Origin of the sequence: Paraburkholderia sp. UCT70, from assembly GCF_050434085.1 — a bacterium.
GTDB classification, from domain to species: Bacteria; Pseudomonadota; Gammaproteobacteria; order Burkholderiales; family Burkholderiaceae; genus Paraburkholderia; species Paraburkholderia tuberum.
In genome coordinates this window covers 955435-979768 of sequence record NZ_JBNPVZ010000004.1, presented here as the reverse complement: position 1 = coordinate 979768, position 24334 = coordinate 955435, and the positions used below count along the sequence as shown (strand labels likewise).

The 24334-nt window shown below is 65.6% G+C and carries 20 protein-coding genes; 9 read left to right on the top strand and 11 right to left on the bottom strand.

Annotation, left to right across the window (positions count from 1 at the left end; genetic code table 11):
- The first annotated feature begins 56 nt into the window (after positions 1-56).
- Positions 57-605, top strand: coding sequence for a peroxiredoxin (locus OKW41_RS30135; RefSeq protein WP_090804730.1), 549 nt, complete (start codon positions 57-59; stop codon positions 603-605).
- A gap of 34 nt (positions 606-639) precedes the next feature.
- Here the strand turns inward: OKW41_RS30135 and ispF are convergent, their stop codons facing one another.
- On the bottom strand, positions 640-1119 hold the full coding sequence (gene ispF, locus OKW41_RS30130) for a 2-C-methyl-D-erythritol 2,4-cyclodiphosphate synthase (RefSeq protein ID WP_018432029.1): 480 nt from the start codon (positions 1117-1119) through the stop codon (positions 640-642).
- An 82-nt stretch (positions 1120-1201) separates the two neighbouring features.
- Positions 1202-1915, bottom strand: a complete 714-nt coding sequence (gene ispD / locus OKW41_RS30125) for a 2-C-methyl-D-erythritol 4-phosphate cytidylyltransferase (protein ID WP_429449702.1) — start codon at positions 1913-1915, stop codon at positions 1202-1204.
- Positions 1916-2037: 122 nt separating this feature from the next.
- On the opposite strand from ispD, the gene mfd reads away from it, so the two are divergent.
- The 4 genes from mfd to mscL all read left to right on the top strand — a co-directional run bounded on the left by mfd (position 2038) and on the right by mscL (position 8591).
- Complete coding sequence (gene mfd, locus OKW41_RS30120; RefSeq protein WP_429574904.1) at positions 2038-5517, top strand: transcription-repair coupling factor; 3480 nt, start codon at positions 2038-2040, stop codon at positions 5515-5517.
- A 172-nt stretch (positions 5518-5689) separates the two neighbouring features.
- Positions 5690-6922, top strand: coding sequence for an acetylornithine deacetylase (gene argE, locus OKW41_RS30115; protein ID WP_429449698.1), 1233 nt, complete (start codon positions 5690-5692; stop codon positions 6920-6922).
- A gap of 91 nt (positions 6923-7013) precedes the next feature.
- Complete coding sequence (locus tag OKW41_RS30110; protein WP_429574903.1) at positions 7014-8048, top strand: threonine ammonia-lyase; 1035 nt, start codon at positions 7014-7016, stop codon at positions 8046-8048.
- 99 nt (positions 8049-8147) lie between these two features.
- Entirely contained in the window at positions 8148-8591 is a 444-nt protein-coding gene (mscL, locus tag OKW41_RS30105; RefSeq protein ID WP_429574902.1) for a large conductance mechanosensitive channel protein MscL, read from the top strand.
- A 123-nt stretch (positions 8592-8714) separates the two neighbouring features.
- On the opposite strand, the gene OKW41_RS30100 is transcribed toward mscL, so the two are convergent.
- From OKW41_RS30100 to OKW41_RS30085, 4 genes are all read right to left on the bottom strand, one after another.
- Entirely contained in the window at positions 8715-10688 is a 1974-nt protein-coding gene (locus OKW41_RS30100; RefSeq protein ID WP_429574901.1) for a response regulator, read from the bottom strand.
- Positions 10689-10747: 59 nt separating this feature from the next.
- Positions 10748-11239 (bottom strand): response regulator, encoded by a 492-nt coding sequence (locus tag OKW41_RS30095; RefSeq protein ID WP_429574900.1) that lies wholly within the window; start codon positions 11237-11239, stop codon positions 10748-10750.
- Positions 11240-11319: 80 nt separating this feature from the next.
- Positions 11320-12930 carry a sensor histidine kinase gene (locus OKW41_RS30090; RefSeq protein WP_429449688.1) on the bottom strand — a complete coding sequence of 537 codons (1611 nt, stop codon included), beginning with the start codon at positions 12928-12930 and terminating at the stop codon, positions 11320-11322.
- A complete protein-coding gene (locus OKW41_RS30085) occupies positions 12927-13247 on the bottom strand; it encodes a hypothetical protein (RefSeq protein ID WP_429574899.1) in 321 nt (106 codons plus the stop codon). Before OKW41_RS30085 ends, OKW41_RS30090 begins: the two co-directional genes overlap by 4 nt.
- Positions 13248-13315: 68 nt before the next feature.
- Here OKW41_RS30085 and OKW41_RS30080 point away from each other — a divergent pair, with 68 nt between their 5' ends.
- On the top strand, positions 13316-13807 hold the full coding sequence (locus OKW41_RS30080; protein WP_027197613.1) for a hypothetical protein: 492 nt from the start codon (positions 13316-13318) through the stop codon (positions 13805-13807).
- 150 nt (positions 13808-13957) lie between these two features.
- Here OKW41_RS30080 and OKW41_RS30075 read toward each other — a convergent pair whose 3' ends face one another.
- Positions 13958-16441, bottom strand: coding sequence for an AsmA family protein (locus OKW41_RS30075; RefSeq protein ID WP_429574898.1), 2484 nt, complete (start codon positions 16439-16441; stop codon positions 13958-13960).
- Between the two features lie 170 nt (positions 16442-16611).
- Between OKW41_RS30075 and OKW41_RS30070 the strand changes: the two genes are divergently transcribed.
- Positions 16612-17352 (top strand): ABC transporter ATP-binding protein, encoded by a 741-nt coding sequence (locus OKW41_RS30070; RefSeq protein ID WP_184033411.1) that lies wholly within the window; start codon positions 16612-16614, stop codon positions 17350-17352.
- Complete coding sequence (locus OKW41_RS30065; protein ID WP_429574897.1) at positions 17349-18155, top strand: ABC transporter permease; 807 nt, start codon at positions 17349-17351, stop codon at positions 18153-18155. The genes OKW41_RS30070 and OKW41_RS30065 overlap by 4 nt, the downstream gene beginning before the upstream one ends.
- A gap of 82 nt (positions 18156-18237) precedes the next feature.
- Here the strand turns inward: OKW41_RS30065 and OKW41_RS30060 are convergent, their stop codons facing one another.
- Positions 18238-18786, bottom strand: coding sequence for a DUF6013 family protein (locus tag OKW41_RS30060; RefSeq protein WP_429574896.1), 549 nt, complete (start codon positions 18784-18786; stop codon positions 18238-18240).
- 233 nt (positions 18787-19019) lie between these two features.
- Positions 19020-20036, bottom strand: coding sequence for a zinc-binding alcohol dehydrogenase family protein (locus OKW41_RS30055; RefSeq protein WP_429574895.1), 1017 nt, complete (start codon positions 20034-20036; stop codon positions 19020-19022).
- Between the two features lie 111 nt (positions 20037-20147).
- On the opposite strand from OKW41_RS30055, the gene OKW41_RS30050 reads away from it, so the two are divergent.
- Complete coding sequence (locus OKW41_RS30050) at positions 20148-21116, top strand: LysR substrate-binding domain-containing protein (protein WP_429574894.1); 969 nt, start codon at positions 20148-20150, stop codon at positions 21114-21116.
- 22 nt (positions 21117-21138) lie between these two features.
- Here OKW41_RS30050 and OKW41_RS30045 read toward each other — a convergent pair whose 3' ends face one another.
- Together OKW41_RS30045 and ligD are read right to left on the bottom strand one after the other, a co-directional pair.
- Positions 21139-21441, bottom strand: a complete 303-nt coding sequence (locus OKW41_RS30045) for a hypothetical protein (protein WP_429574893.1) — start codon at positions 21439-21441, stop codon at positions 21139-21141.
- Between the two features lie 87 nt (positions 21442-21528).
- Positions 21529-24312 carry a DNA ligase D gene (gene ligD / locus OKW41_RS30040; protein WP_429574892.1) on the bottom strand — a complete coding sequence of 928 codons (2784 nt, stop codon included), beginning with the start codon at positions 24310-24312 and terminating at the stop codon, positions 21529-21531.
- Positions 24313-24334: the final 22 nt, after the last annotated feature.

Below are 24334 nucleotides of genomic sequence, written 5' to 3'. Positions count from 1 at the left end.
CGCGCCGTCGCCATTCGAAACACGCCGCTTGTTGCGACTTCCGAAGGAGCCTTTTCATGAAAACCGTTGGCGATAAACTCGAAGCGTTCACCGTCATTGCCGCCAAGCCGGGCTTCAACCATCACGAAGAACACGGCGTCTCGGCGTTCGAATACATCACCGAGCAGTCGTTTCCAGGCAAATGGAAAATCATTTACTTCTATCCGAAGGATTTTTCGTTGGTCTGCCCGACGGAAATCGTCGAATTCAGCAAGCTCGTCAAGGAGTTCGAGGACCGCGAGGCCGTGCTGCTCGGCGGCAGCGTCGACAATGAATACGTGAAGCTCGCGTGGCGCCGCGAGTACAAGGAGCTCGACAGGCTCAACCACTACTCGTTCGGCGACGTGAAAGGCGAGCTGATCGACCAGCTCGGCGTGCGCGACAAGGAAGCGGGCGTCGCGCTGCGCGCGACCTATATCGTCGATCCGGACAACACGATCCAGCACGTGTCGGTCAACAATCTGTACGTGGGCCGTAATCCCGAAGAAGTGCTGCGCATCCTCGACGGCCTGCAAACGGACGAGCTGTGTCCGAGCAATCGGACGATTGGCGGCGCGACGCTGTAAGCCGCACCGCCCGTCACCCAAACAAAAATCCCGTTCAGCTCCTGACCAACAACACCGCGGCCTGCGCCTCGATGCCCTCGCCGCGGCCGAGATAGCCGAGCTTCTCGTTCGTCTTCGCCTTGACGTTCACGCGCTCGATCGGCAGACCGAGGTCCGCCGCGATATTGGCGCGCATCCCTTCGATATGCGGTGCGAGCTTCGGCGCCTGCGCGATCACGCTGCTGTCGACGTTGCCAATCGCAAAGCCGGCCGCCTTCACGCGCGCCACGCATTCGCGCAGCAGCACGCGGCTGTCGGCGCCGGCGAACTTCGCGTCGGTATCGGAGAAGTGGCGGCCGATATCGCCCAACGCGGCCGCGCCAAACAGCGCGTCGGTGATCGCGTGCAGCAGCACATCCGCGTCCGAGTGACCGAGCAGCCCGCGCTCGTACGGAATCGTTACGCCGCCGATGATCAACGCGCGTCCCGGCACCAGCGCATGCACGTCGTAGCCCTGCCCAATTCTGAAATCCATGTGCGTCACGTCCTCAAGTGCTGAAGCTTTTAAAGCTTCTTTAAAGCCTTTCTAAATCTTTCCAATGTGCCCAGGCCCGGTTTCACGAACCGGCGGGGCGGCTCAGAATCGCCTCGGCCAGATCGAAATCTTCCGGATACGTGACCTTGAAGTTACGCAGGCTGCCTTGCACGAGCTTCGGCGCGTGGCCCGACCATTCGATCGCGCTCGCCTCGTCGGTCAGATCGTGGCCGTCGGCCTGGGCGCGCAGGATCGCCTCGCGCAGCATGCCGATGCGGAACATCTGCGGCGTCTGCGCCTGCCACAAGCCGTCACGCGCTTCGGTATGGGCGATGCGGCCATCGGCCGACGCGCGGTCGATACGCTTCAAGGTATCGGCGACCGGCAACGCCATGATGCCGCCGACCGCATCGTCCTTGAGCGAACCGATCAGCGTACGGATCAGCGCCGGCGTGATGCCCGGCCGGGCCGCGTCGTGCACGAGCACCCAGTCGGCGTCGTGGGCGCCGAACTCGGCGAGCGCGTGCAGACCGTTGAGCACCGACGCCTGGCGCGACGCGCCGCCCACGCGACGCACCGCGAAGCGCAGATTGCCGAAGCGGCGGGCGTCGAAGTGCTGGTCGTCGGGCGCGATGACGACGAGCGTCTGCGTGAATTCGCTGCACGCGTCGAACGCGGCGAGCGAGTAATGCAGCATGTCGCGGCCGGCGACAGTGCGGTATTGCTTGGGCATCGCGGCGCCGGAACGGCTGCCGGTGCCTGCGCACGGGATCAGGGCAAAGAGACGGGAAGTCACGAGTGCGGATGCCGCCAGGTCAAAGTAAAGGACGGATTTTATAATAGGTCCTTCGCATCCACGCCCGTACACGCGTAAACTTGGCCGTCGCGTGAGCCCCGAGCCGCCCCTTTTTCTCCTTTATGCCAGACATCGCCGCATCCTCGCAGTCCTCCCCGCCCGTCGCGCTCGTCAAGGCCGGCCAGCGTTTCGCCTTCGACGGCACGCGCGGTTCGTCCGACGCGCTGCTGATCGCCCGCTACCATCTCGCGTATCGCGAGAAGATGCCGCTGCTTGCGGTGGTCTGCGAAAGCGCGGTCGACGCGCAGCGGCTGTCGCAGGAAATCGGCTTCTTCGCGCCGGACGCGCGCGTGCGCCTCCTGCCCGACTGGGAGACGCTGCCTTACGACACGTTTTCGCCGCACCAGGACCTCGTCTCCGAGCGTCTCGCGACGCTGCACGATCTCGGCGAAGGCCGCTGCGACATCCTGCTCGTGCCGGCCACGACGGCCTTGTACCGGATGCCGCCTGCATCGTTTCTGGCCGCCTACACGTTCTCGTTCTCGCAAGGCGAGCGGCTCGACGAAGCGAAGCTGAAGGCGCAGCTGACGCTCGCCGGCTACGAGCACGTGAGCCAGGTGGTGCGTCCCGGCGAATATTGCGTGCGCGGCTCGCTGCTCGATCTGTTTCCGATGGGCTCGCCGCTGCCCTACCGGATCGACCTGTTCGACGACCAGGTCGACTCGATCCGCGCGTTCGACCCCGACACGCAGCGCAGCCTCTATCCGGTCAAGGACGTGCGCCTGCTGCCGGGCCGCGAATTCCCGTTCGACGAGGCCGCGCGCACCGCATTCCGCAGCCGCTGGCGCGAGACTTTCGAGGGCGATCCGAGCCGCGCGTCGATCTATAAAGACATCGGCAACGGCGTGCCGTCGGCGGGTATCGAATACTATCTGCCGCTGTTCTTCGAGGAGACGGCCACCCTCTTCCATTACCTGCCCGACGGTTCGCAACTCGCGTTCGTCGGCGATCTGGACGCGGCGATCCGGCGCTTCACCAACGACACGAAGCAGCGCTTCAATTTCCTGTCGCACGACCGCGACCGGCCGATTCTCGAACCGCAGAAGCTGTTCCTGTCGGACGAGGATTTCTTCACGTTCGCGAAACCGTTCGCACGGCTCGTGCTGCCCACCAACGGCGACGGCGCCTGGTCGATCGCGCTGCCGAACCTCGCGATCGATCGTCACGCCGACGATCCCGTCTCGGCGCTGCGCGCGTATCTGAGCACGACGCCGAACCGGGTGCTGTTCGCCGCCGAATCGGCGGGCCGCCGCGAGACGTTGCTGCAACTGCTCGCCGACAACCAGCTGAAGCCCGCCTCGGCCGACAGCTTCGCCGACTGGCTCAAGAGCGACGCGCGTTTCTCACTCGGCGTCGCGCCGCTCGCAAATGGCTTCGCGCTGCCGGGCGACGGCATCGCGATCATCACCGAAACCGAGCTGTACGGGCCGCTCGCGCGCCGCGCGGGACGCCGCCGCCAGGAACAGGCGAGCAACGTCGATTCGATGGTGCGCGATCTGTCCGAGCTGAAGCTCGGCGACCCGGTCGTGCATTCGCAGCACGGTATCGGCCGCTACATGGGTCTCGTGACGATGGATCTCGGCGAAGGCGAAACCGAGTTCCTGCACCTCGAATACGCGGGCGACAGCAAGCTCTACGTGCCGGTCGCGCAATTGCACGTGATCTCGCGCTATAGCGGCGCCGATCCGGAAAGCGCGCCGCTGCATTCGCTCGGCTCGGGCCAGTGGGAAAAGGCCAAGCGCAAGGCCGCGCAGCAGATCCGCGACACCGCCGCCGAGCTGCTCAACCTGTACGCCCGCCGTGCCGCCCGCGAGGGCCACGCGTTCGCGCTCGAACCGAAGGACTACGTGAAGTTCGCCGAAAGCTTCGGTTTCGAGGAAACGCCGGACCAGGCCGCCGCGATCGCGGCCGTGATCGGCGACATGACGAGCGGCAAGCCGATGGACCGGCTCGTGTGCGGCGACGTCGGCTTCGGCAAGACCGAGGTCGCATTGCGCGCGGCGTTCATCGCGGTGATGGGCGGCAAGCAGGTCGCGCTGTTGTCGCCGACCACGCTGCTCGCCGAGCAGCACACGCAAACCTTCAGCGACCGCTTCTCCGACTGGCCGGTGCGCATCGCCGAGCTGTCGCGCTTCAAGTCGACCAAAGAAGCCAACGCGGCGATCCAGCAGATCAACGAAGGCTCGGTCGACATCGTGATTGGCACGCACAAGCTGCTGTCGTCGGACGTGCAGTTCAAGCGGCTCGGACTCGTGATCATCGACGAGGAGCATCGCTTCGGCGTGCGTCAGAAGGAGGCGCTGAAAGCGCTGCGCGCGGAAGTCGACGTGCTGACGCTGACCGCGACGCCGATTCCCCGTACGCTCGGCATGGCGCTCGAAGGCCTGCGCGATTTCTCGGTGATCGCGACCGCGCCGCAAAAGCGCCTCGCGATCAAGACCTTCGTGCGGCGCGAGGAAGACAGCGTGATTCGCGAAGCAATGCTGCGCGAGTTGAAGCGCGGCGGCCAGGTCTATTTCCTGCACAACGAAGTCGAGACGATCCAGAATCGCCGGCAGATGCTCGAAGAGCTGGTGCCCGAAGCGCGCATCGCGGTCGCGCATGGACAGATGCACGAGCGGGAACTGGAGCGGGTGATGCGCGACTTCGTCGCGCAACGCGCGAACGTGCTGCTGTGCACGACGATCATCGAAACCGGCATCGACGTGCCGAGCGCGAACACGATCCTGATCCACCGCTCCGACAAGTTCGGCCTCGCGCAATTGCATCAGCTGCGTGGCCGCGTCGGCCGCTCGCATCACCAGGCGTACTCGTATCTGCTCGTGCACGATCCGCAGGGGCTCACCAAGCAGGCGCAACGGCGGCTCGAAGCGATCCAGCAGATGGAGGAACTCGGCTCGGGCTTCTATCTCGCGATGCACGACCTCGAAATTCGCGGCACCGGCGAGGTGCTCGGTGACAAGCAGTCGGGCGAGATTCACGAGATCGGCTTCCAGCTTTATACCGACATGCTCAACGACGCAGTGAGGGCGCTCAAGAACGGCAAGGAGCCAGACCTCACCGCGCCGCTCGCCGCGACCACCGAGATCAACCTGCACTCGCCGGCGATCCTGCCGTCGGACTATTGCGGCGACGTGCAGGAACGTCTGTCGCTGTACAAACGCCTCGCGAACTGCGAACACAACGATTCGATCGACGGCATCCAGGAAGAGCTGATCGACCGCTTCGGCAAGCTGCCGCCGCAGGCGCATGCGCTGGTGGAGACGCATCGACTGCGGCTCGCCGCGAAGCCGCTCGGCATTTCGAAGATCGATGCCGGTGAAGCGGTGATCGGCCTGCAGTTCATCCCCAATCCGCCCGTCGACGCGATGCGGATCATCGAGATGGTGCAGAAGCACAAGCACATCAAGCTCGCGGGTCAGGACAAGCTGCGTATCGAAACGCGCAGCCCGGATCTCGCGGTGCGCGTCGCGACCGTCAAGGAGACCTTGCGCGCGCTCGGTTCGCCGAGCCGCGGCACGGCGGCGGCGCCTGCTCGCTGAGCGCGGCACGCTGCGCGCACAGGCTCGTGAAAACCGCAGAAAACGGGGGGACGTCCCTCGTTTTTTGCATTGATGCTGCGCTGCGCCAACGCGAGCCCGGCTTTTTGGACATCCTTACGAAAATGCAATTTGGGATATGATCGATAGACACAAAACGCTGGGGAGTCATGTCATGTCTCATGTCGCTGAAACAGCGCAATCGTTGCAGTCGCCCGGCTCCTCCACGTCCCCCGCTTCTCCGATATCTCTACCCTGGGTCACCCGTCTCGTGTCGATGGACACGGTGAGCCGCAATCCCAACCTCGGCCTGATCGAAACCGTGCGCGACGAGCTGCGCGCGGTCGGTATCGACGCGACGCTGACGCACGGCAAGGGCGGCAAATGGGCGAACCTGTTCGCGACCATTCCCGCGCACGACGGCGAAACGAACGGCGGCGTCGTGCTGTCGGGCCACACCGACGTCGTGCCGGTGGACGGCCAGCAATGGGACAGCGATCCGTTCAAGCCGGAGATTCGCGGGGACAAGCTCTATGGCCGCGGCACCTGCGACATGAAGGGCTTCATCGGCGCGGCGCTCGCGCTCGTGCCGGACATGCAGCGCACGAAGCTCGCGAAACCGATCCACTTCGCGCTGTCGTTCGACGAGGAAGTGGGCTGCGTGGGCGCGCCGCTTCTGATCGCCGATCTGATGAAGCGCGGCGTGAAGCCGGACGGCTGCATCGTCGGCGAGCCGACCAGCATGCGCCCGATCATCGCGCACAAGGGCATCAACGCGTATCAGTGCTGCGTACGCGGCCAGGCCGCGCATTCGTCGCTGACGCCGAAGGGCTTGAACGCGATCGAGTACGCGGCTCTCCTGATCTGCTACATCCGCGACATGGCCGACCAGTTCCGCGCGCAAGGCCCCTTCGACGAACTGTACGACGTGCCGTTCAGCACCGCGCAGACCAGCACGATCACGGGCGGCAACGCAATCAACACGGTGCCGGCCGAATGCCAGTTCCAGTTCGAGTTCCGCAATCTGCCGACGCTCGATCCCGAGCAGATCTTCGCGCGCATCGACAGCTACGCGCGCGAAACGCTGCTGCCGAAAATGCTGCGCGAGCACCCGTCGGCCGCGATCGAGATCACGAAGATCGCCGCGGCGCCCGGACTCGATTCGTCTGAACAGGCCGCGATCACGCAGCTCGTACGCGCGCTGACGGCCGACCAGGACAAGCGCAAGGTCGCATACGGCACCGAGGCCGGCCTGTTTTCGAACGCGGGGATTCCGAGCATCGTCTGCGGCCCCGGCGACATCCAGCAGGCGCATAAGGCGAACGAATTCGTCGAGCTCGCGCAGCTCGTCGCGTGCGAGCGCTTCTTGCGCAAGTTCATCCACAGCATGTCGGTCGAGGCCGCTTAGCCCGTTTCGTTGCAGCGGCGCGCAGCCGCAGTGAACCTGCGCGCCGAGCCACGGGTCTCACAGCGACATCGACGACTCCGGAGCGACCGCCATGTCCAGCGCCATGCAGCAGCACACGGATCACACGATCGACGGTGAGCCGATCCCCACGCTCGACGACATCGCCGCGCAGCACTTCGCGTTGACGCCCTGGGTCGCGCGCACGCCGGTGTTCGACCGGCTCGACTTCTCGTCGCTGCGCGGCACCGTCGTCAATTTCAAGTTCGAGCTGCTGCAGGCGGGCGGCAGCTTCAAGGCACGCGGCGCCTTCACGAACCTGCTCGCGCTCGACGACGCGCAGAAGAGCTCGGGTGTCACCTGCGTGTCGGGCGGCAATCACGCGGTGGCGGTCGCCTATGCGGCGATGCGGCTCGGCGTCAGCGCTAAGGTCGTGCTGTTCAGCGCAGCGAATCCGGCCCGCGTCGCGTTGTGCCGCGAGTACGGCGCCGACATCGTCTATGCGGAAGATCTCGCCGAAGCGTTCGAACTGGTGCGCCGCGTCGAGGCCGAGGAAGGCCGCTATTTCGTGCATCCGTTCAACGGCTATCGCACGGTGCTCGGCTCGGCGACGCTCGGCTACGAATGGGCCACGCAAACGCCCGACCTCGAAGCGGTGATCGTGCCGATCGGCGGCGGCGGACTCGCGGCCGGGGTCTCCACCGCGCTGCGGCTCGCGAATCCGAACGTGCACGTGTACGGCGTCGAACCCGAAGGCTCGGACGTGATGAGCAAGAGTTTCGCCGCCAACCATACGGTCAGAATGGGCCACATGCACAGCATCGCCGATTCGCTGATGTCGCCGCATACCGAGCAATACAGCTACGAGCTGTGCCGCCGCCATGTCGATCGGATCGTCACCGTGTCCGACGACCAGTTGCGCGAGGCGATGCTGATCCTGTTCAATCAGCTAAAGCTCGCGGTCGAGCCGGCTTGCGCGGCCGCCACGGCCGGATTGCTCGGACCGCTGCGCGAACAGTTGCAGGGCAAACGCGTGGGCGTGCTGCTGTGCGGCGCCAATATCGACCCGGTCAGTTTTGCCGCGCATCTGGAGCGCGCGCGCCATAGCGAGTCACAGTTTCCTCATTAGCGACGCGCAGCAGATGCGCTTGTTGCCTTGCGGCTAAAGCACTAGCCTATCCGCTTCAGGTTGGTATGATTCGGCTATTCATATCAGGGAGGTGTATGCATGAGCATGATCCAGGAATTTAAAGAATTTGCCCTCAAAGGCAATGTGATGGATCTGGCGGTCGGTGTGATTATCGGCGGCGCGTTTTCCACCATTGTCAATTCCGTGGTTAAAGACCTGATCATGCCGGTTGTCGGGGTCGCTACCGGCGGCCTCGATTTCTCCAATCTGTTCGTTCGCCTAGGCCATATTCCGGCCACTTACAAAGGCAACCCCGAATCGTATAAAGACCTGCAGACGGCTGGCGTGGCGGTGTTCGGTTACGGTTCGTTCATTACCGCGACGATCAACTTCATCATTCTCGCGTTCATCATCTTTCTGATGGTCAAGTTCATCAACAAGCTGCGCAAGGAGCCGCAAGCCGCGCCGGCGGAGCCGCCGCCGACGCCGGAAGACGTGCTGCTGCTGCGCGAGATCCGCGATTCGCTGAACCAGCAGCGTTAATCGTCGAATCAAGCTCGGGTTGCACGGCCTGAGCCAGTGAAATTAAAAGGCCTGTTGCGATCGGCGTCGCAACAGGCCTTTGTGTTTTCACGCTGCCTCCAGCGCGCTGCGCTTTATCGAGCCTTACCCTTCCTTTTGCGCCTTCAATTGCGCCGCGCTTTCGATCATCGCTTCGAGCTGGCCGAAATTGACAGGCTTCGTCAGATGCGATGTAAAGCCCGCGCTCAAACAGCGGCGCACGTCCTCGTCGGTGCCGAAGCCGGTCAGCGCGACGGCTGGCACGTCGGAATGTTCGCGAAACGCCTTGACGAAATCGAGACCAGTGCCATCGGGCAATCCGACATCGCTGACAACCAGATCGAACCTGTGCAACTGCGTCGCCGCAAGCGCATCGTCGACGCGCCCGACCACCGTCACCTGATGGCCCAAGCCGCGCATCAATTGGGCCATCACGTCGGCGGTGTCGGCATGGTCCTCGATCAGCAGCACGGACAGCGAACTCGCCGGCTGCACGTTGCTCGGCACGATGACCGGCGGCGCGGGGGCCGGCGCGGCGGCGGTCGGCAGCGTGATCGTGAAGGTCGCGCCGCAATGCGGACCGGGACTCTGCGCGGTCACAGTGCCGCCGTGCACGTCCGTCAAAGCCTTCGTGATCGCGAGACCGAGACCCAGGCCGCCGAACTGCCGCGTCATGCTTTGGTCGCCCTGCTCGAACGCATTGAACAGCTTGCCGATCTGCTCCGGCTCGATGCCGATGCCGGTGTCTTCGACCGAGATCTGCACCTGCATGCGTTCGTCGCGTGTGCGCACATAGATATGGCCGCCGTCCGGCGTGAACTTCGCGGCATTTCGAATCAGGTTCCACAGCATCTGTTGCAGCCGCGCGCGATCGGCGAGCACGTAGTGATGCGTCGCGTGCTTCTCGACATGCACGTCCTGCTGCTTGACCTGGATTTCGCTGCGAAAGAGTTCGAGCACGCTGTCGATCACGTCGTGTACGTCGACGGTCTCCAGCGACAGCCGCAGCTTGCCGTTCGCGACGCGCGTCAGATCGAGCAGATCGTCGATCAGCCGCGCCTCCAGTTCGACGTTGCGGCGGATCATGCGCACGCTCGCACGCGCCTGCTCCGGCAGTTCCGGGATCATCTCGAGCACGCTCGCGCCCGCGAGCACCGGCGTGAGCGGTGTGCGCAATTCGTGCGACAGCATCGCGAGAAAACGGTCCTTCGCGCGATTCGCTTCTTCGGCGGCCTGGCGCGCGGCCTGCTCGGACTCGAGCAGTCGCTCGCGCTCCTCGATCGCCTCGCGCTGCGAGTGGATGTCGGTGCAGCTACCGAACCATTTGCTGACGTTGCCATCGGCATCGCGCATCGCGACCACGCGCACGTCGAACCAGCGGTACTCGCCGTCGTGGCGGCGAATCCGCATCTCGTGCCGATAGTCGCCGCTGCGGCTCGCGACGGCCTTCAGCCAGCTTTGCCGGATCTGCTCGCGATCGTCGGGATGCACGGCGTCGAGCCACGCGAGACCATGCGAGCCATGTTCGGGCAAGCCGGTGTAGTCGTACCACTGCTTCGACAGGAAGTCGCAATCGCCGGCCGCGTCACAGGTCAGCACGAGATGCGGCAACGTCTCCGACAGCGTGCGGTAATGCAACTCGCGATCGCGCAGCAGTAGCGCTTCGTCGGACGCGCGTTGCAGCCGCACCTGCGACAACACGCGCTCCACGGCCTCTGGCAGATAGTCGAGATAGTCGCCGGACTTCGGCACCACGTCGGACACGCCCGCGCGCAGCGCTTCGATCACGCGCGACTCGTCGGTGAAGCCGGTCACGAGGATCGCCGGAATGCGCACGCCCTCCGCGCGCAGACGCCGGAAGAAATCGAGCCCGGTCTCCGGTCCGCTCAGCTGATAATCGAGCACGAGCAGATCGGGGGCGCCGCGCGCGAGCCGCTCGCGGGCCGCCTCGACGCCGGCGCAGATCGTCACCCGGCAGCCGGCGCGTTCGAGCGACTTGCGCGCGAGCCGCAAGATGCCCTCGTCGTCATCGACGACGAGCACATAGGCGGCGTGCGGCGTGGACACTTCTTCGATCATGCAGGTGCTCTCCGGCTCGGTACGGTGCTCATCTTGTCATGAACGGCTTTCGGACGGCTTCAGGGCGGCGCGAGCCGATGCCCCGGCGGCAGTTTGACCACTTGCAGGAAAAAGCCGAGCCGACGCACGGCCTCGATGAACGCATCGTATTCGACCGGCTTGCAGAGATAGACGTTGCAACCGAGTTCGTAGCAGCGCGCGATTTCGCGCGGATCGTCGGTCGTGGTCAGCACGATCACGGGCACGGCGGCGGTCTCGGGGGCTTCCTTCAGACGCCGCAACACCTCGAAGCCGTCGACGCGCGGCATCTTCAGATCGAGCAGCACGACGAAATTCGCCAGATTCTCGCGCGGCGGATAGGGATGGCCGTCGGCGTCGGTCAACGGCTCAGCGGCCGCGGGGCCGAAGAAGTAATCGAGCGCCTGCTGGCCGTCGCGAAGGCGCACGAAGCCATTCGAAATGCCGGCGCGGCGCAGATTCCGCTCGACGAGCGTCGCGTGGCCGTCGTCGTCTTCGATCAGAACGATGCTGACCGTTTGCGCGTGATTCATAGGCTCTCCGTGCCAACGATTCGTCATCCATGCCGCCGGGAGAATGGCAGCGGCAGTGCCCGCGCCGGCGTGCGCCGCGCTCAGAGGCGCGCCGGCTGCTCGGGCAGCACCACGAAAAAGGTCGATCCGGCGCCTTCAGCCGATTCGACCCAGACGCGCCCGCCGTGCCGCTCGACCGCGCGCCGCACCACCGCGAGGCCGATCCCCTCGCCGCTTGCAACGTCCCCGTGCAGACGCTGGAACGCGCGAAACACCTTCGACAGATACACGGCCGGAATGCCGAGCCCATTATCGCGGACGTAATAGGTGCGCATACGGACCGCGCGCGGCTCGCTTTCGTCGACGGGTTCGGGCGCGAGCGCGCCGACCTCGATGCGCCCGCGGCGCGCCGGATCGAGGAAAGTCAGCGCATTGCCGATCAGGTTGCCGAAGATCTGCTCGACCGCCGCCGGATCGCCCCATGCGGGCGGCAGCTCGCGCACCGTGACGCTCGCGACGCGGTGGTCGATCGTGCCTTGCAGCCCATCGACGACTCGCGCCACCGCGCGCTCGACGCTGACCCGCTGCCACTGATATTCGAGCCGTCCCGCGCGCGAGATGCGCAACAGCGCGTCGATGATCGCCGCCGCGCGCGCGACCGCGGTGCGCAAATAGTGCAACGACTCGCGCACGTCGCCATCGAGGATCTGCGTCATGCGCCGTGCTTCGTTCTCCGACAGACGAGCCTGTCCGACGAGCACGTCGAGTTCGTCGCACGACACGTGCAGCTCTTTCGAAAACCCCTGCAGATTGACGAGCGGCGAGCGCAGATCGTGCGACACGCTGTAGATGAACATCTCGTTGTCCTGCGTTTCCTGGCGCAATTCCTCATTGACGGCCGCCAGTTCGCGCGCGCGTGCTTCGAGCTCCGTCTTCAGCGCCTCCTGCCCGGCTTCCGCCTCGCGCAGACGCGCATCGGTCTGATGTAGCACCGTGTCGAGCGCGGCGATTTCGTCGCTGCCCGACAACGGCGCCGCGAGCGGCCGGCCGCTGCCGAGCCGCTCGGCGTTATCGGTCAGCACTTCGAGGCGTTGGCCGATGCCGCGCGCGAACACGAAGGCGGTGACCGCCCAGATCAACATCGAGCCGAACACCGCGGCGATCAGTGCGCGCTGCTGAAGCTCGCGCCGCTCGCCGAGCGCGCTCGAGCGCTCGACGTCGAGCTCCGACGCCGCCGCGCCGAACTGGGCCAACTCGTCGCGGAACATGGCGATCTGCTCCGGCAACTCGCCGGTTTCGAGCGCGATATAGGGGCGTAGACTGCGCCCCTCGTGCAACGCCTGCGAGATCGCGACACTCTGTTCGCGATACGCGTCGATCGCGCGCCGCATGCTGCGCACGCGCTCGGCCTGGGCCGGCGTTTCAGCGACGAGCGCATCGAGCTTCGCGAGCCGGTCATTCAGGTCGACCCACACCGCATGGCGGTCGATCAGCGAGGCGCTGCCCGTCACCATCGCCGTGCGCACGCGCGCGGCCTGATGCAGCAGCGGATCGACGATGGCCGACGACTCGTAGAGGATCTGCTTGCTGTTGTCGACCCATCGCGCGGCCTGCGCGGTCCGCTCCTGGGTATCGAAGACGACCCCGAGCAGCGCGAGTTCGACCACGCTCGGTATCGCGATCAGCAGCAGACCTTTGGTGAATAGTTTCATGGTTCCGTCAGGGCGTTCAGGCTGTGGTTCAGGCTGCCACTCGAACGGCGGGGCTCGCGCGCACCCGTCGCGCCCTGCAAGGCGGGCGCCGCGCGGCTTGACGGGCCATTATCGACGTGAATCGGAGATATTTCAACGACGCGCCAGCAAGCGCTCGACCACACAAAAATGACTTTTTTATTGGGATGGGATGTTTTTTCCGCGCCGCCTGCGTCTATGATGGAGACAAGGTGTGCTGGGATGCGAATGCGCGCGGCGAGGCGGTTCGGCATGATTCGTGCGGGAGGCGGTGGCGCGATGCGGTAGCGTCGAATCATCGTGAATCCGGCCTTGTCGTATGCTATAAAAGATCGACGTGCGGCGCGCGAAAGCCGGGAGTGGTCGCATGAGGACGCAGCGATTCTTGCAATTCTTTTTCAGGCGAATTTTTATGTCCTTCCCGAAAAAGCGTAGACGCGCGAAGGTGGACGGCGACGAGTCGTTCCTCGCGGTTCTGCGACATTTCAAGCCGTTCGGTCAACTCGACACCAAGATTGCGCGGGCTCGCGCGCAGGACGAACCGGTGCTCTATGCACACGTGCTGCCCGGACTCGACGTGCTTCTATGCAGTGTGCGCGGCGCACAGCCGCCCTACCCCGCACCAGCCGAATTGCGGCGGCGCTGCATCGAATCCATTACCAACGCGCTGGAGCAGCCGCTCGATGGTCTCGAGAATGGCGGCTACTGGTACGAGGCCGACGGCTTCGGCTTCCTCGTGTTCGCGAGCCGTGCGCGCAGCAAGATTCTGACGGAGTTCGGCGCGACACGAATCGGTACCCGCCGCGGCGTGCGTCGCCAGGATGCGTCGGGCGATGCAACACCACGTTCGCTCAGATAGCGCCAATCGGGCGCCCTGAAGTTCAGGGCTACTGACAGGTCGTTCTCTTCGCTTCATCGAAACCCTGGCTCGACGGCAACCGCGCGCAGCTCCTCACGCGGCATCATACCGTTGATTCGGCGATCGCATCATCGACGCGCTCGCCGCGCATCAGCTGCCCTTGTATTCGGCCGCGCTCGCCGGCGACGACGTCGCTGGCTTACGATCCACCGCGGCTGGCGACGACGCGCCGCCCGAGGACTTGTTGACCGGCGCGCCCTCGAGCGACATCGGCGCCTTCGGCTGTTGCTTGACGCCCGGCGGCGGCGCCTTCGGCATCTGCCGCACTTGCGCGAGCAATTGCGCGCACGGTAGCGGCTTGTTGTTGCTCGGCGCGAGCAGCGGGATCAGCGCCGCGAACGGATTGATCAGCCCGAGCCCGACCGCCGCGCCGCCGCGCAACGCGAGCGCGGCCGCATTGACGCCGACGTGCGGATCCTTGAAGGTGCCCTTCACGTACAGCGGCGAGCGCAGCGAAATGACCCGGAAGCCCTTCGTATGCGGATGCACGCCCAGGTCCATCGTCTCGTCGCGCAGATTCACGTGACCGTCGATGTTGATCACCGCGTCGTCGGTATCGAGCGCGAACACGCGCGCTTCGAGTACGCCGTCCGTCGCGACGAAGTCGGCGGCCGCGCAGTTGATCTTCACGTCGCGATTGCCGAACAGCTTTTCGTAGACGACGTTCGCGACGTTGAGCCCGGCCGCCTCCATCAGCAGACGGCTCACGGTGCCGTCGGTCACGAGCGCCTCCAACTCGCCGTTCGATGTCGCCGCGAGCGCCGCCGGCGAATTACCGGTCGCGGACAGCGACGCATCGCCGTTGATCTCGCCGAGCGCGTTCTGCATTGTCTTGAAGCTCGGGAACAATTGCTTCAGCTTGACATGCCGCGCCGACGTCGCGAAGCGGCCCTTCAGCGGTGCCGCGCTGCCATCGAGATGAATGTCCGACGCGAGCGAGCCGCCCGCGACGCCGAACTTCAGCGGCACGAGCGACAGCACGCCGTCGGTCATCACAACGTGCGTGTACAGATCCGTGATCGGCAGGTTCGCGTTCTTGATGATGCGCCGGCCGGTGAACTTGACGTCGGCGTCGATCGCCTTCCAGCGGTCGGTGCGGAACTCCTCGACCGGCAGTGCGCGGTTGCTCGGCTGCGCGGCCGCGTCGCCGCGCCTCGCCTTGCTCGCGTTCGAATCGGCGCCGATCACCGGCGCGAGATCCGAGAACTGCAACAGATGCGACTCGAGTTCGCCCCGCAGCAGCGGACGTGGCTCGCGCCCGGTATAGGTCAACGACCCGTTCAGATCGCTGCCGCCGACCCGGCCTGTAAAGTTTTCATACGTGAACATGTTGCCGCTCGCTTTGAACTGACCGATCAGATGACCCTCGGTCGCGTACGGCGGGGTCTCGGGCAAGGTCACGCCGGTCAGCGAATACAGGCGCGCCATGCTGTTGCCCTGCAACCAGAGACGCAGATCGAGCGCCGCGAGATGCGCCGGATCGGTGACCGTGCCGACGAAGGCGATATGCAGATCGCCGGCTTTGACATCGGCTTGCACCGGGAACGGCCGGTTCGCGTCCTGCAGCGCGAGCACGCCGCCGAGCTTGCCGTTGCCCGACACCGGCGTGCGGTTGTATGTGCCCTTGACGGTCCAGCCGATCGCATAAAGCGGCGTCGCGCGCCTGGCGCCAGGCGCGCTGCCGCTCGCCCCCGAGACAGCCGCGGCCGGGCTGGCGCTCCCGCTGGTGGTTTCGGCCGGTGCGGCGGCGCCGCTCGTCGCGAGCGCGCCGGAACTCGCGGCCACGCCCGACGTTGCGGACGCGCCCGATGCGCCCGACGCCTGCGCCGCCGCTTCATAAGCCGCCGCTGCGGAAGCCGCCTTCGCCTCCGAGGCCGCCTGTGCCTCGGCCTGCGCGGCGAGTTGGCGCGCGCCCGCCCGGCCGACGGCCTGAGCCGACGCGCTGCGCGAGGCCGCTTCCTGCTGCTTCAGCGCGTCGCCGATCGGGATCGGCTGCCCGAGCGTATCGACGACCATCTGCACCTCGACCTTCTTCTGCTGATCCGACAGCGCGATGTTGCCCTTCGCGAACGCGATATCGTGCAGATCGAGCTTCCACGCGGTGGGTCCGCTCGACGACGGCAGCTTGAAGGTCCAGTTATTGCGCCCGTCGACAAGACGTTCCAGATCGACCGACGGATTCACGAGGTTGATCGCCGGAATCACGATGTCGTGCGCGAGCAGCGGCAGCACCTCGACTTCGAAGTCGATTTCGTCGAGCGTCGCGAACTGCGGCTGTTTGGTCCAGTCGGGATTGCCGATCGTGATGTTGGCCGCCGAAAAGCGCGGCCAGGGCACCCAGCCGCGCCAGCCGGTCTCGCCGACCGCATGACGCCAGCCTACCTTCAGGTCGCCGTTGATCGCAAACGGCCGGCCGATCGCCTGGCTGACCTTGTCGTCGATGTAAGGCCGCGCGCGGTTCCAGTCGAAGCTCAGGATGAAGATGACGAGCGCGACGATCAGGATCACGAGCGCCGCCAGCAGCCATGCAAAGATTTTTCCGACCCGTCGTCCGGTGCCGCTCGACCCTGCCATTGAAAGGCTCCGCGTGTTGTTCTACGTTGTGCAACGTGCAGCAGTTATCGTACCTGGCGCGCGAGCATGAATCGGCGCGTCGGTCGTGCGCTGTTGCGCCTCGTCGTTTTATCATGGCGCACGCTTTACCGACAGCCCGACCGGCACACCCTCCCCACGACGTTCCAACCATGACCGATGTTCCCTTCGTCCTCGCCGACGGCATCGTGCGGCGCGATGCGCAGCGCGGCCAGACGCTGTTGCAGCCAACCACCTTCGCCCTGCGCGCCGGCGAGCGCGTCGCGATTACCGGACCGTCCGGCTCCGGCAAGAGCGTGTTTCTGCGCGCGCTCGCGCTGCTCGATCCGGTCGATGCGGGGCGCATCCTGTGGCATGGCGCGCCGCTCGAGCGTGCGCGGATTCCGCGCTACCGGCGCGCAATCGCGTATATCCGGCAGCGGCCCGCGCTGATCGACGGCAGCGTCGAAGACAATCTGCGCTATCCGTTTGAGCTGCGGGCATATCGCGACGCGCGCTTCGATCGCACGCGCGCGGCCAGGCTTGCGATGCAGGCCGGCCGCGGCGAGGACTTTCTCGGCAAGCGCGCAAGCGAATTATCGGGTGGCGAAGCGCAGATCGCCGCACTGATTCGCGTGCTGCAACTCGCGCCCGAAGTGCTGTTGCTCGACGAGCCGACCGCATCGCTCGATCCGGCGTCGTCGCGCGCGATCGAAGCGCTCGTGCAGGCGTGGTTCGATGCCGCGCCGGGCGCTCACGCATCGATGTGGGTGTCGCACGATGTCGAGCAGGCGGCACGCATGAGCGAACGGCATCTGACGATGCGCGCCGGCGTACTGGCCGAACACACTTCCGTGCGGCGCGATGCGGACCAACGCGCTCCCGCGGACCAGCGTCGGGAGCCCCGCCAATGAGCCTGCAGAATCTGAGCTTATGGGACGTCGCGATCGCGACGCTGCTGATCGTCGTGAATGGCGCGGTGTCGGTCGCGCTGAAGCTCGATCTCGAGCGCAAGCTCGCATGGGCGGCGGTGCGCACCGTGATCCAGTTGCTCGCGATCGGCTACGTGCTCGGCTGGGTGTTCAGTTTCGCTCGCTGGTACGTCGTGCTGCCGCTGATGATCGTGATGACGCTGATCGCCGGTTTCGCCGGCGCGCAGCGCGGCAGCCACACCTATGCCGGACAACGCGCTGACAGCGTGCTGTCGATCTGGGTCAGCTCGTGGCTCGTGGCCGCGGTGGGACTGTTCGTCGTGATCCGCATCCATCCGTGGTACGCGCCGCAATATGCGATTCCGATTCTCGGCATGATCCTCGGCAACACGCTGACCGGTGTATCGCTCGGCATCGAGCGGATGACCGAGGAGCTGACCGCGCGGCGCGACCGCGTCGACATGGCGCTCGCGCTCGGCGCGACACGCTGGGAGGCCGCGCAGGCGCCGGCGCGCCAGGCGGTGCGCGCGGGCATGATGCCGACGTTGAACCAGATGGCGGTGGTCGGCGTTGTCAGTTTGCCGGGCATGATGACCGGTCAGGTGCTGGCCGGGCAGTCGCCATTGCAGGCGGTGCGCTATCAAATCGTCATCATGTTTCTGATCGCGGCGGCGTCGGCGCTGGGGACCGTGGGCGCGGTGCTGCTGACGTACCGGCGGCTCTTTTCGGCCGAGCATCAGTTCTTGCCGACGCGGCTCGTCGAGCGTGAGGCACGCAAAGGATGACGCACAAGGATGACGCGCTAGCGCGTGCTACGGCCGCGTGCTACGGCCGCGCACGCGGCCATCATGCCGCGCGCTCGAACCTTCACCGCTTCGCGGTGACGGCGATCTCCGTGCCGTCGGTCAGCGTCAGCGTTTTCGTCGTGCCGTTGACCGGCATCGTGAAACGCACGATCTGACTCACGCGCACATCGTTCGGACACTTGAGCGTCTTGCCGCCGCTCGTCACGGTTTTCACGCCATGCGGCGTCTGCGCCTGGAAGCTCAGCTGGACGGCCGCGGTGCCGTCGCTCGACACGACCGGCGCGAAGCGGATCTGCGTCTGGCGGATCATCGCGCCATTCTCGTCGACCGCCAGCGACGCATAGTCCGGGCATGCGTCCGTCGCGGCCACCGGACCGCCGGGCGGCACGGTCTTCCACGTGAAGTCGTCCGATTCGCCCGAGCGGATCGTGCGGGTCTCCTGGGAATTGCCGAACTGTTTCGACGTGACGCGAACGGTGTAGCGGATCGGACCGTCGAGCGCGGCCTTGTTGGTCACCGTGATCGGCGTGGCTGCGCGAGCAGCCGGCACGAGCGCGCAGGCGAGAGAAGCGACAACGGAAACGGCGGAGAGTTTGAAGCTGAAGCTCATACTGTCACCTCGTTGTTGTGCCGCTGCGCGCTCGCGTCGACGCGACTGCCTGTGCACTGTTCACGCACTGCCGAGGGCCGGCCGGTTCATACCGGCTTGCCTCGCCGCAAGACACGCAACCGTTTTGGCATGCTGCGTCGTCAGTCTAACGCCAAGCGCGCTGCCGCGCGTGCCGTGTCGGCTCTGGTGTTAACCCGCTTGCGGCGACGCGCTTTCTGCGCGTCGATTTCATCTCAGAAGCCGGTCAGCACCAGCTTGCCGATCGCGCGTCCTGCTTCGAGCAACCCATGCGCGCGACGCAGATTCTCCGCGTTGATGCGGCCGAGGTCCTGGCCGAGCGTCGTTCGCAACGTGCCCGCATCGACGAGCCGCGCGACCTCGGTCAGCAGCTTGTGCTGCTCGATCATGTCGGTCGTGCCGAACATCGAGCGGGTGAACATGAACTCCCAGTGAAATGCGGCGCTCTTCGCCTTCAGCAATTCGACGGGCACGGCGGCGCTGTTCTCGACGATCGTGCAGATGCTGCCTTGCGGCTTGATCAGTTGCGCGGCGGCCGGGAAATTACGGTCGGTGTCGTTGAAGATCAGCACGTAGTCGACCTGCTCGATGCCGATCTCCTTCATCTGCGCGGGCACATCGCCGAAATGATCGACGACGTGATCCGCGCCGAGATCCCGTGCCCATTTCGCCGATTCGGGCCGCGACGCGGTCGCGATCACCTGCAGCTTGCCGAGCTGCTTCGCGAGCTGGATGCCGATCGAGCCGACCCCGCCCGCGCCGCCGAAAATCAGCACCGTACGGCCTGCGTCGGCGCCCTGCGGCGATACGCCGAGGCGATCGAACAATGCTTCCCACGCAGTGATCGCGGTCAGCGGCAATGCGGCCGCGTGCGTGAAATCGAGCGACGCCGGCTTGTGTCCGACGATCCGTTCGTCCACCAGATGAAATTCGCTGTTGGCGCCCGGCCGGGTAATGCTGCCCGCATAGAACACCGGATCGCCGACCTTGAACAGCGTGACCTCGGGGCCAGCTGCGACGACAGTGCCGGCCGCATCCCAGCCGAGCACGCGCGGCGTCTTTTCGATGGTATCTTTCGGCGCGCGCACCTTGGTGTCGACCGGGTTCACGGAAATGGCTTCGACCTTGACCAGCAGATCGCGGCCGCTCGCTTCGGGTTTCGGGATCTCGACGTCGACGAGCGCTTCGGCGTGATCGATGGGCAGATAACGGTAGAGTCCGACGGCTTTCATGGCTGCTCCTTGTGGGTTCGGTTGATGTGATGCATGACTCGTATCGTAGGATGGTTCTTATTCTGATAAAACAGCCATAATCACTGAAACATTTTCTGGTTTTTCAGAATAATGGACGATTCAAGCCCGGCCGGCCCGTCCGTGCCCAACGAACGCGAACGGCTCGATCTGCTCGACGTCGCGTTGTTCGTGCGTGCCGCGCTGCTCGCCAACGTGTCGGCGGCCGGGCGCGAGTTCGGATTGTCGGCGGCGGTCGCGAGCGCGCGGATCGCACAACTCGAAAAGATCCTCGGCGCGCGTTTGTTGCATCGGACCACGCGCCGCATCAGCCTCACCCAGGACGGTGAAGTGTTCATGACGCGCGCCGAGGCGCTGCTCGACGCGGCCGCCGCAGCGCGCGCATCGGTCGGCCGCGCGCAGGCCGCACCGCAGGGACGGCTGCGCGTGTCGATGCCGTCGTCGTTCGGGCGTCAGCATGTGTCGCCGGTGATCAGCGAGTTTCTGCGCCGCTATCCGGGTGTCAGCGTCGATCTGCGCCTGACCGATCAGGTGGTCGATCTGGTCGACGCGGGAATCGATGTCGCGATTCGCGTCGGCGTGCTGAAGGATTCGTCGCTGGTCGCGCGGCGGCTCGCGGTCAACCGCCGCGTGCTGTGCGCGGCTCCCGCCTATCTGGCCGCGCGCGGCACGCCGCATCATCCGTCGGATCTCGCGCGGCACGAGTGCATCATCCTGTCGGAGCAGCGCGACTGGCGCTTCGTGACGCCCGCCGGTCCCCTCGACGTGCGCGTGAGCGGCCGCCTCGTCACCGACAACGGCGAGGTGATTCGCGACGCGCTGCTCGCGGGCTTCGGCATCGCGCTGAAATCGACATGGGACGTGGCGCCCTATCTGCGCAGCGGCAAACTCGTCAGCGTGCTCGACAGCTATCGTCTCGCGGACGACGTTGCGATCTGGGCCGTGTACCCAAGCCGCGCGTTCGTGCCGCCGAAGACGCTCGCCTTCATCGACTTCGTCGCCGCGCATTTCGGCGATCCGCCGTACTGGGATCGCGAGCCGGTTGGCCTGGCGGGCGCGTAGGCGCGATGCCCGCTACGCCGCGTCAGCGCTTGCCGCCCTTTGCGCCGCCCTGCTTGCGATCCGAGTTCACATCGGCATGCGCGTCGTTCTGCGTACGTTCCTGATACTCTCCACCGCCGCGGCGGTCGGTATCCTGCTGCCCGTGCTCGATGTCGTCATGCGCCTGCTTGCCGACATGGCGCGGCTCGTCCTCGTGCTGCGACTCGGGATGCTGGTCGGCTTCATGCGGCAGCGGCGCCGCGGCTTCCTGCAACGACTTCGGATCCTTGTTCGCGTGCGGGTCGGCTTGCGGGTCGCCATCGGTCGATTGCGGCAGGGTCTTCATTGCATTGCTCCTTCGCGAAGCGCGTTCGCGCGCAAAGTACGCACGGCGCAATCGCGGGTTGGATTCAGCCACTCGGACGAGCGCTCATCACGCGACGCCCAGACGTTTTTTTATCGCCGCGGTGATGCGCTGAGGCGTCTTTGCGTAGTCGGTCCACGGGTCGTTTCTGAGGCCGTCCACGCGCTCATGAACGTTGCGGATGCCCCATTGATCGCCGCTCGTCGTGCTCTCCAGTTCGTCCCACGCGAGCGGTACCGACACCCCGAGCCCCGGCCGCGCGCGTGCCGAGAATGCGGCCACCGTGCTCGAGCCACGGTTGTTGCGCAGATAGTCGATGAAAATCTTTTTCTTGCGATTCTGCGCGCCCATCTTCGCGCTGAAGTACTGCGGCAGCGTCGTCGCCATGTGCTGCGCGACCGCCTGCGAGAAATCCTTCACTTCGTCCCAGCCGGCCTGCTTCGCGAGCGGCACGACCAAGTGCAAGCCCTTGCCGCCGCTCGTCTTGCAGAACGACTTCAGGCCCAGTTCGTCGAGCAGCGAGCGGGTCAGTTGCGCGGCCTCGACCATGCGTTCCCAGCCGAGCGACGGGTCCGGGTCGAGATCGAACACCATGCGATCGGGCTTTTCGATATTCGACGCGACCGCGTTCCACGTATGAAATTCGACGGTGCCCATCTGCGCGGCGCCGACCAGCGCGGCGAGCGTGTCGATCGTGATCAGCGGAGGATGGCCCGGATCGAGTCCCTCGTGCTGCGTGACGTGCGGAATCGACAGCTTCTGACTGTGCTTCTGGAAGAACAGCTCACCGCCGATATCCTCGGGCGCGCGCACCAGCGCGACGGGCCGCTCGCGCAGATGCGGCAGCATCCATTCGGCGATTGATTCGTAGTACTGCACCAGTTCGAGCTTGCTTGCGCCGCTGCTCTTATCGATCACGCGATCGGGATGCGAGATGCGCACGCCGGCGATTTCGCTCTGTGCACGCGAGCGTGTTGCCGTGGTTCGGGCGGGCGCGCTTTCCTTGGCGGCGGGCCTGGCGGCACTGGCGGTCTTGCTGGTTGCGCGCTTTTTCGGCGCGTCTGTCCGTGGCGTATCGGCGGCGGCGGTTTCGGTTTGCTGTTGCACGTCGGCTCCTTGTCGGGCGGTTTCCCCGACGATCTGGCGCGCCGGCTTGTCGTCGCGCAGGCTGACGAACGACGCCTGGCGCACGATGCCGTCGCCCGTCCATTCGGCGAAGTTGCATTCGGCAACGAGCACCGGCTCGACCCAATGCACGGGCGTGCGGCTGCGCTCGCGCGGTGTGCTCGCGAACGGCATGCGCTTGCTCGGGTGCGCGTCGAGCGCCTGTTTGACCGAGCGCAGCAGCGCCGCGTCGAAGCCGGTGCCGACGCGGCCCGCGTACTGCAGCCGGCCATCGGCGTCGTAGACGCCGAGCAGCAGCGCGCCGAACGCCGCGCGGCTGCCGCCCGGCTCCGAATAGCCGCCGATCACGAACTCCTGGCGGCGCCGGCACTTCAGCTTGATCCACGACGGCGAGCGGCCCGACACATAGCTGCTGTCACGCCGCTTGCCGATGATGCCTTCGAGCGCCATGTCGCACGCGCTCTTGAGCAGCTCGTCGGCGCTGAACGCGAAGTCGTTCGAAAAGCGCAGCACGCGATCATCGACGCCTTCGAGCAGCGCCCGCAAAATCGCGCGGCGCTGTTCGAGCGGCACGTCGCGCAGGTCGTAGCCGTTCAGAAACGGCAGATCGAACAGATAGATCACGATGTCCTGCGGGCGATGCGCATCGAACGCGTTTTGCAGCAACTGGAAGTTGGGCACGTCGCGTTCATCGAGCACGACCGCTTCGCCGTCGAGCCACGCGCTTTGCACACCGAGTGCCGCGAGAGCCTCGATCTGCTTGCTGAACTTTGCGGTCCAATCGTTGCCGTTGCGCGTGAAAACGCTGACGGCCCCGCCCTTCGCTTTCGACGCGTGGTCGATGCGCGCGAGCACGCGGTAGCCGTCGAACTTGATTTCGTAGAGCCAGTCATCGCCCGGCGGCGCGCTGTCGACGAGCGTCGCCAGCTCCGGCTTCAGGCTCGCGGGCAAGGCCGCTGCGACCGCGCCTTCGATGGATGGCGATGCGGCGAGTTCGCGTAGCGACTGCGCGCTGCGCGTAGCGACGATGTCGGGGCGTTTGGGATCGGCTGCGCGGCGCAAGGATGCGGATTTCGCCGGCTTGCCCGCGCTCGTGGCCTTGCCGTTGCGCGAGGTTTTCGTCTCCGCTTTCGATTGCTTCGTTTTCCTGCCTTTCGAAGCTCCGTCGGCCAGCACGCTGCCCGGCAGCTTCTTCAGCACGTCGTAGTCGCTTTCGTCGCGCGCTTCCTCATCGCGCTCCTTGATCAGCAGCCATTGCTCCTTGTCGCCGCTGCCGCGCATGTGGCTCCGCACGAGCGTCCAGCCGCCATGCAGCTTCTCGCCGTGCAAATGAAACTTGAGCTTGCCGGCCGCGTACGACCGCGCGGCTTCGGCCGCGCCGCCCGCCGGCTCCCACGTGCCGCGATCCCACACGATCACGGTTCCCGCGCCATAGTTGCCGGGCGGAATCTCGCCCTCGAAGGTACCGTATTCGACCGGATGGTCCTCGACGTGCACCGCGAGCCGCTTGACCGACGGGTCGAGGCTCGGCCCCTTCGGAACCGCCCACGACAGCAGCGCGCCGTTCAGTTCGAGCCGGAAGTCGTAATGCAGACGCCGCGCGTCGTGCTCCTGGATCACGTAGGAGAGCGTATCGGGCGCGGCACGCTTGCGGGTCGTCGCGCCGGCCGGCTCCGGCGTGTCCTCGAAGCGGCGCTTGCGATGATAGTGGTCGAGTCGGTCGTTCATGGCGATGACTCCGGTGCGTTTG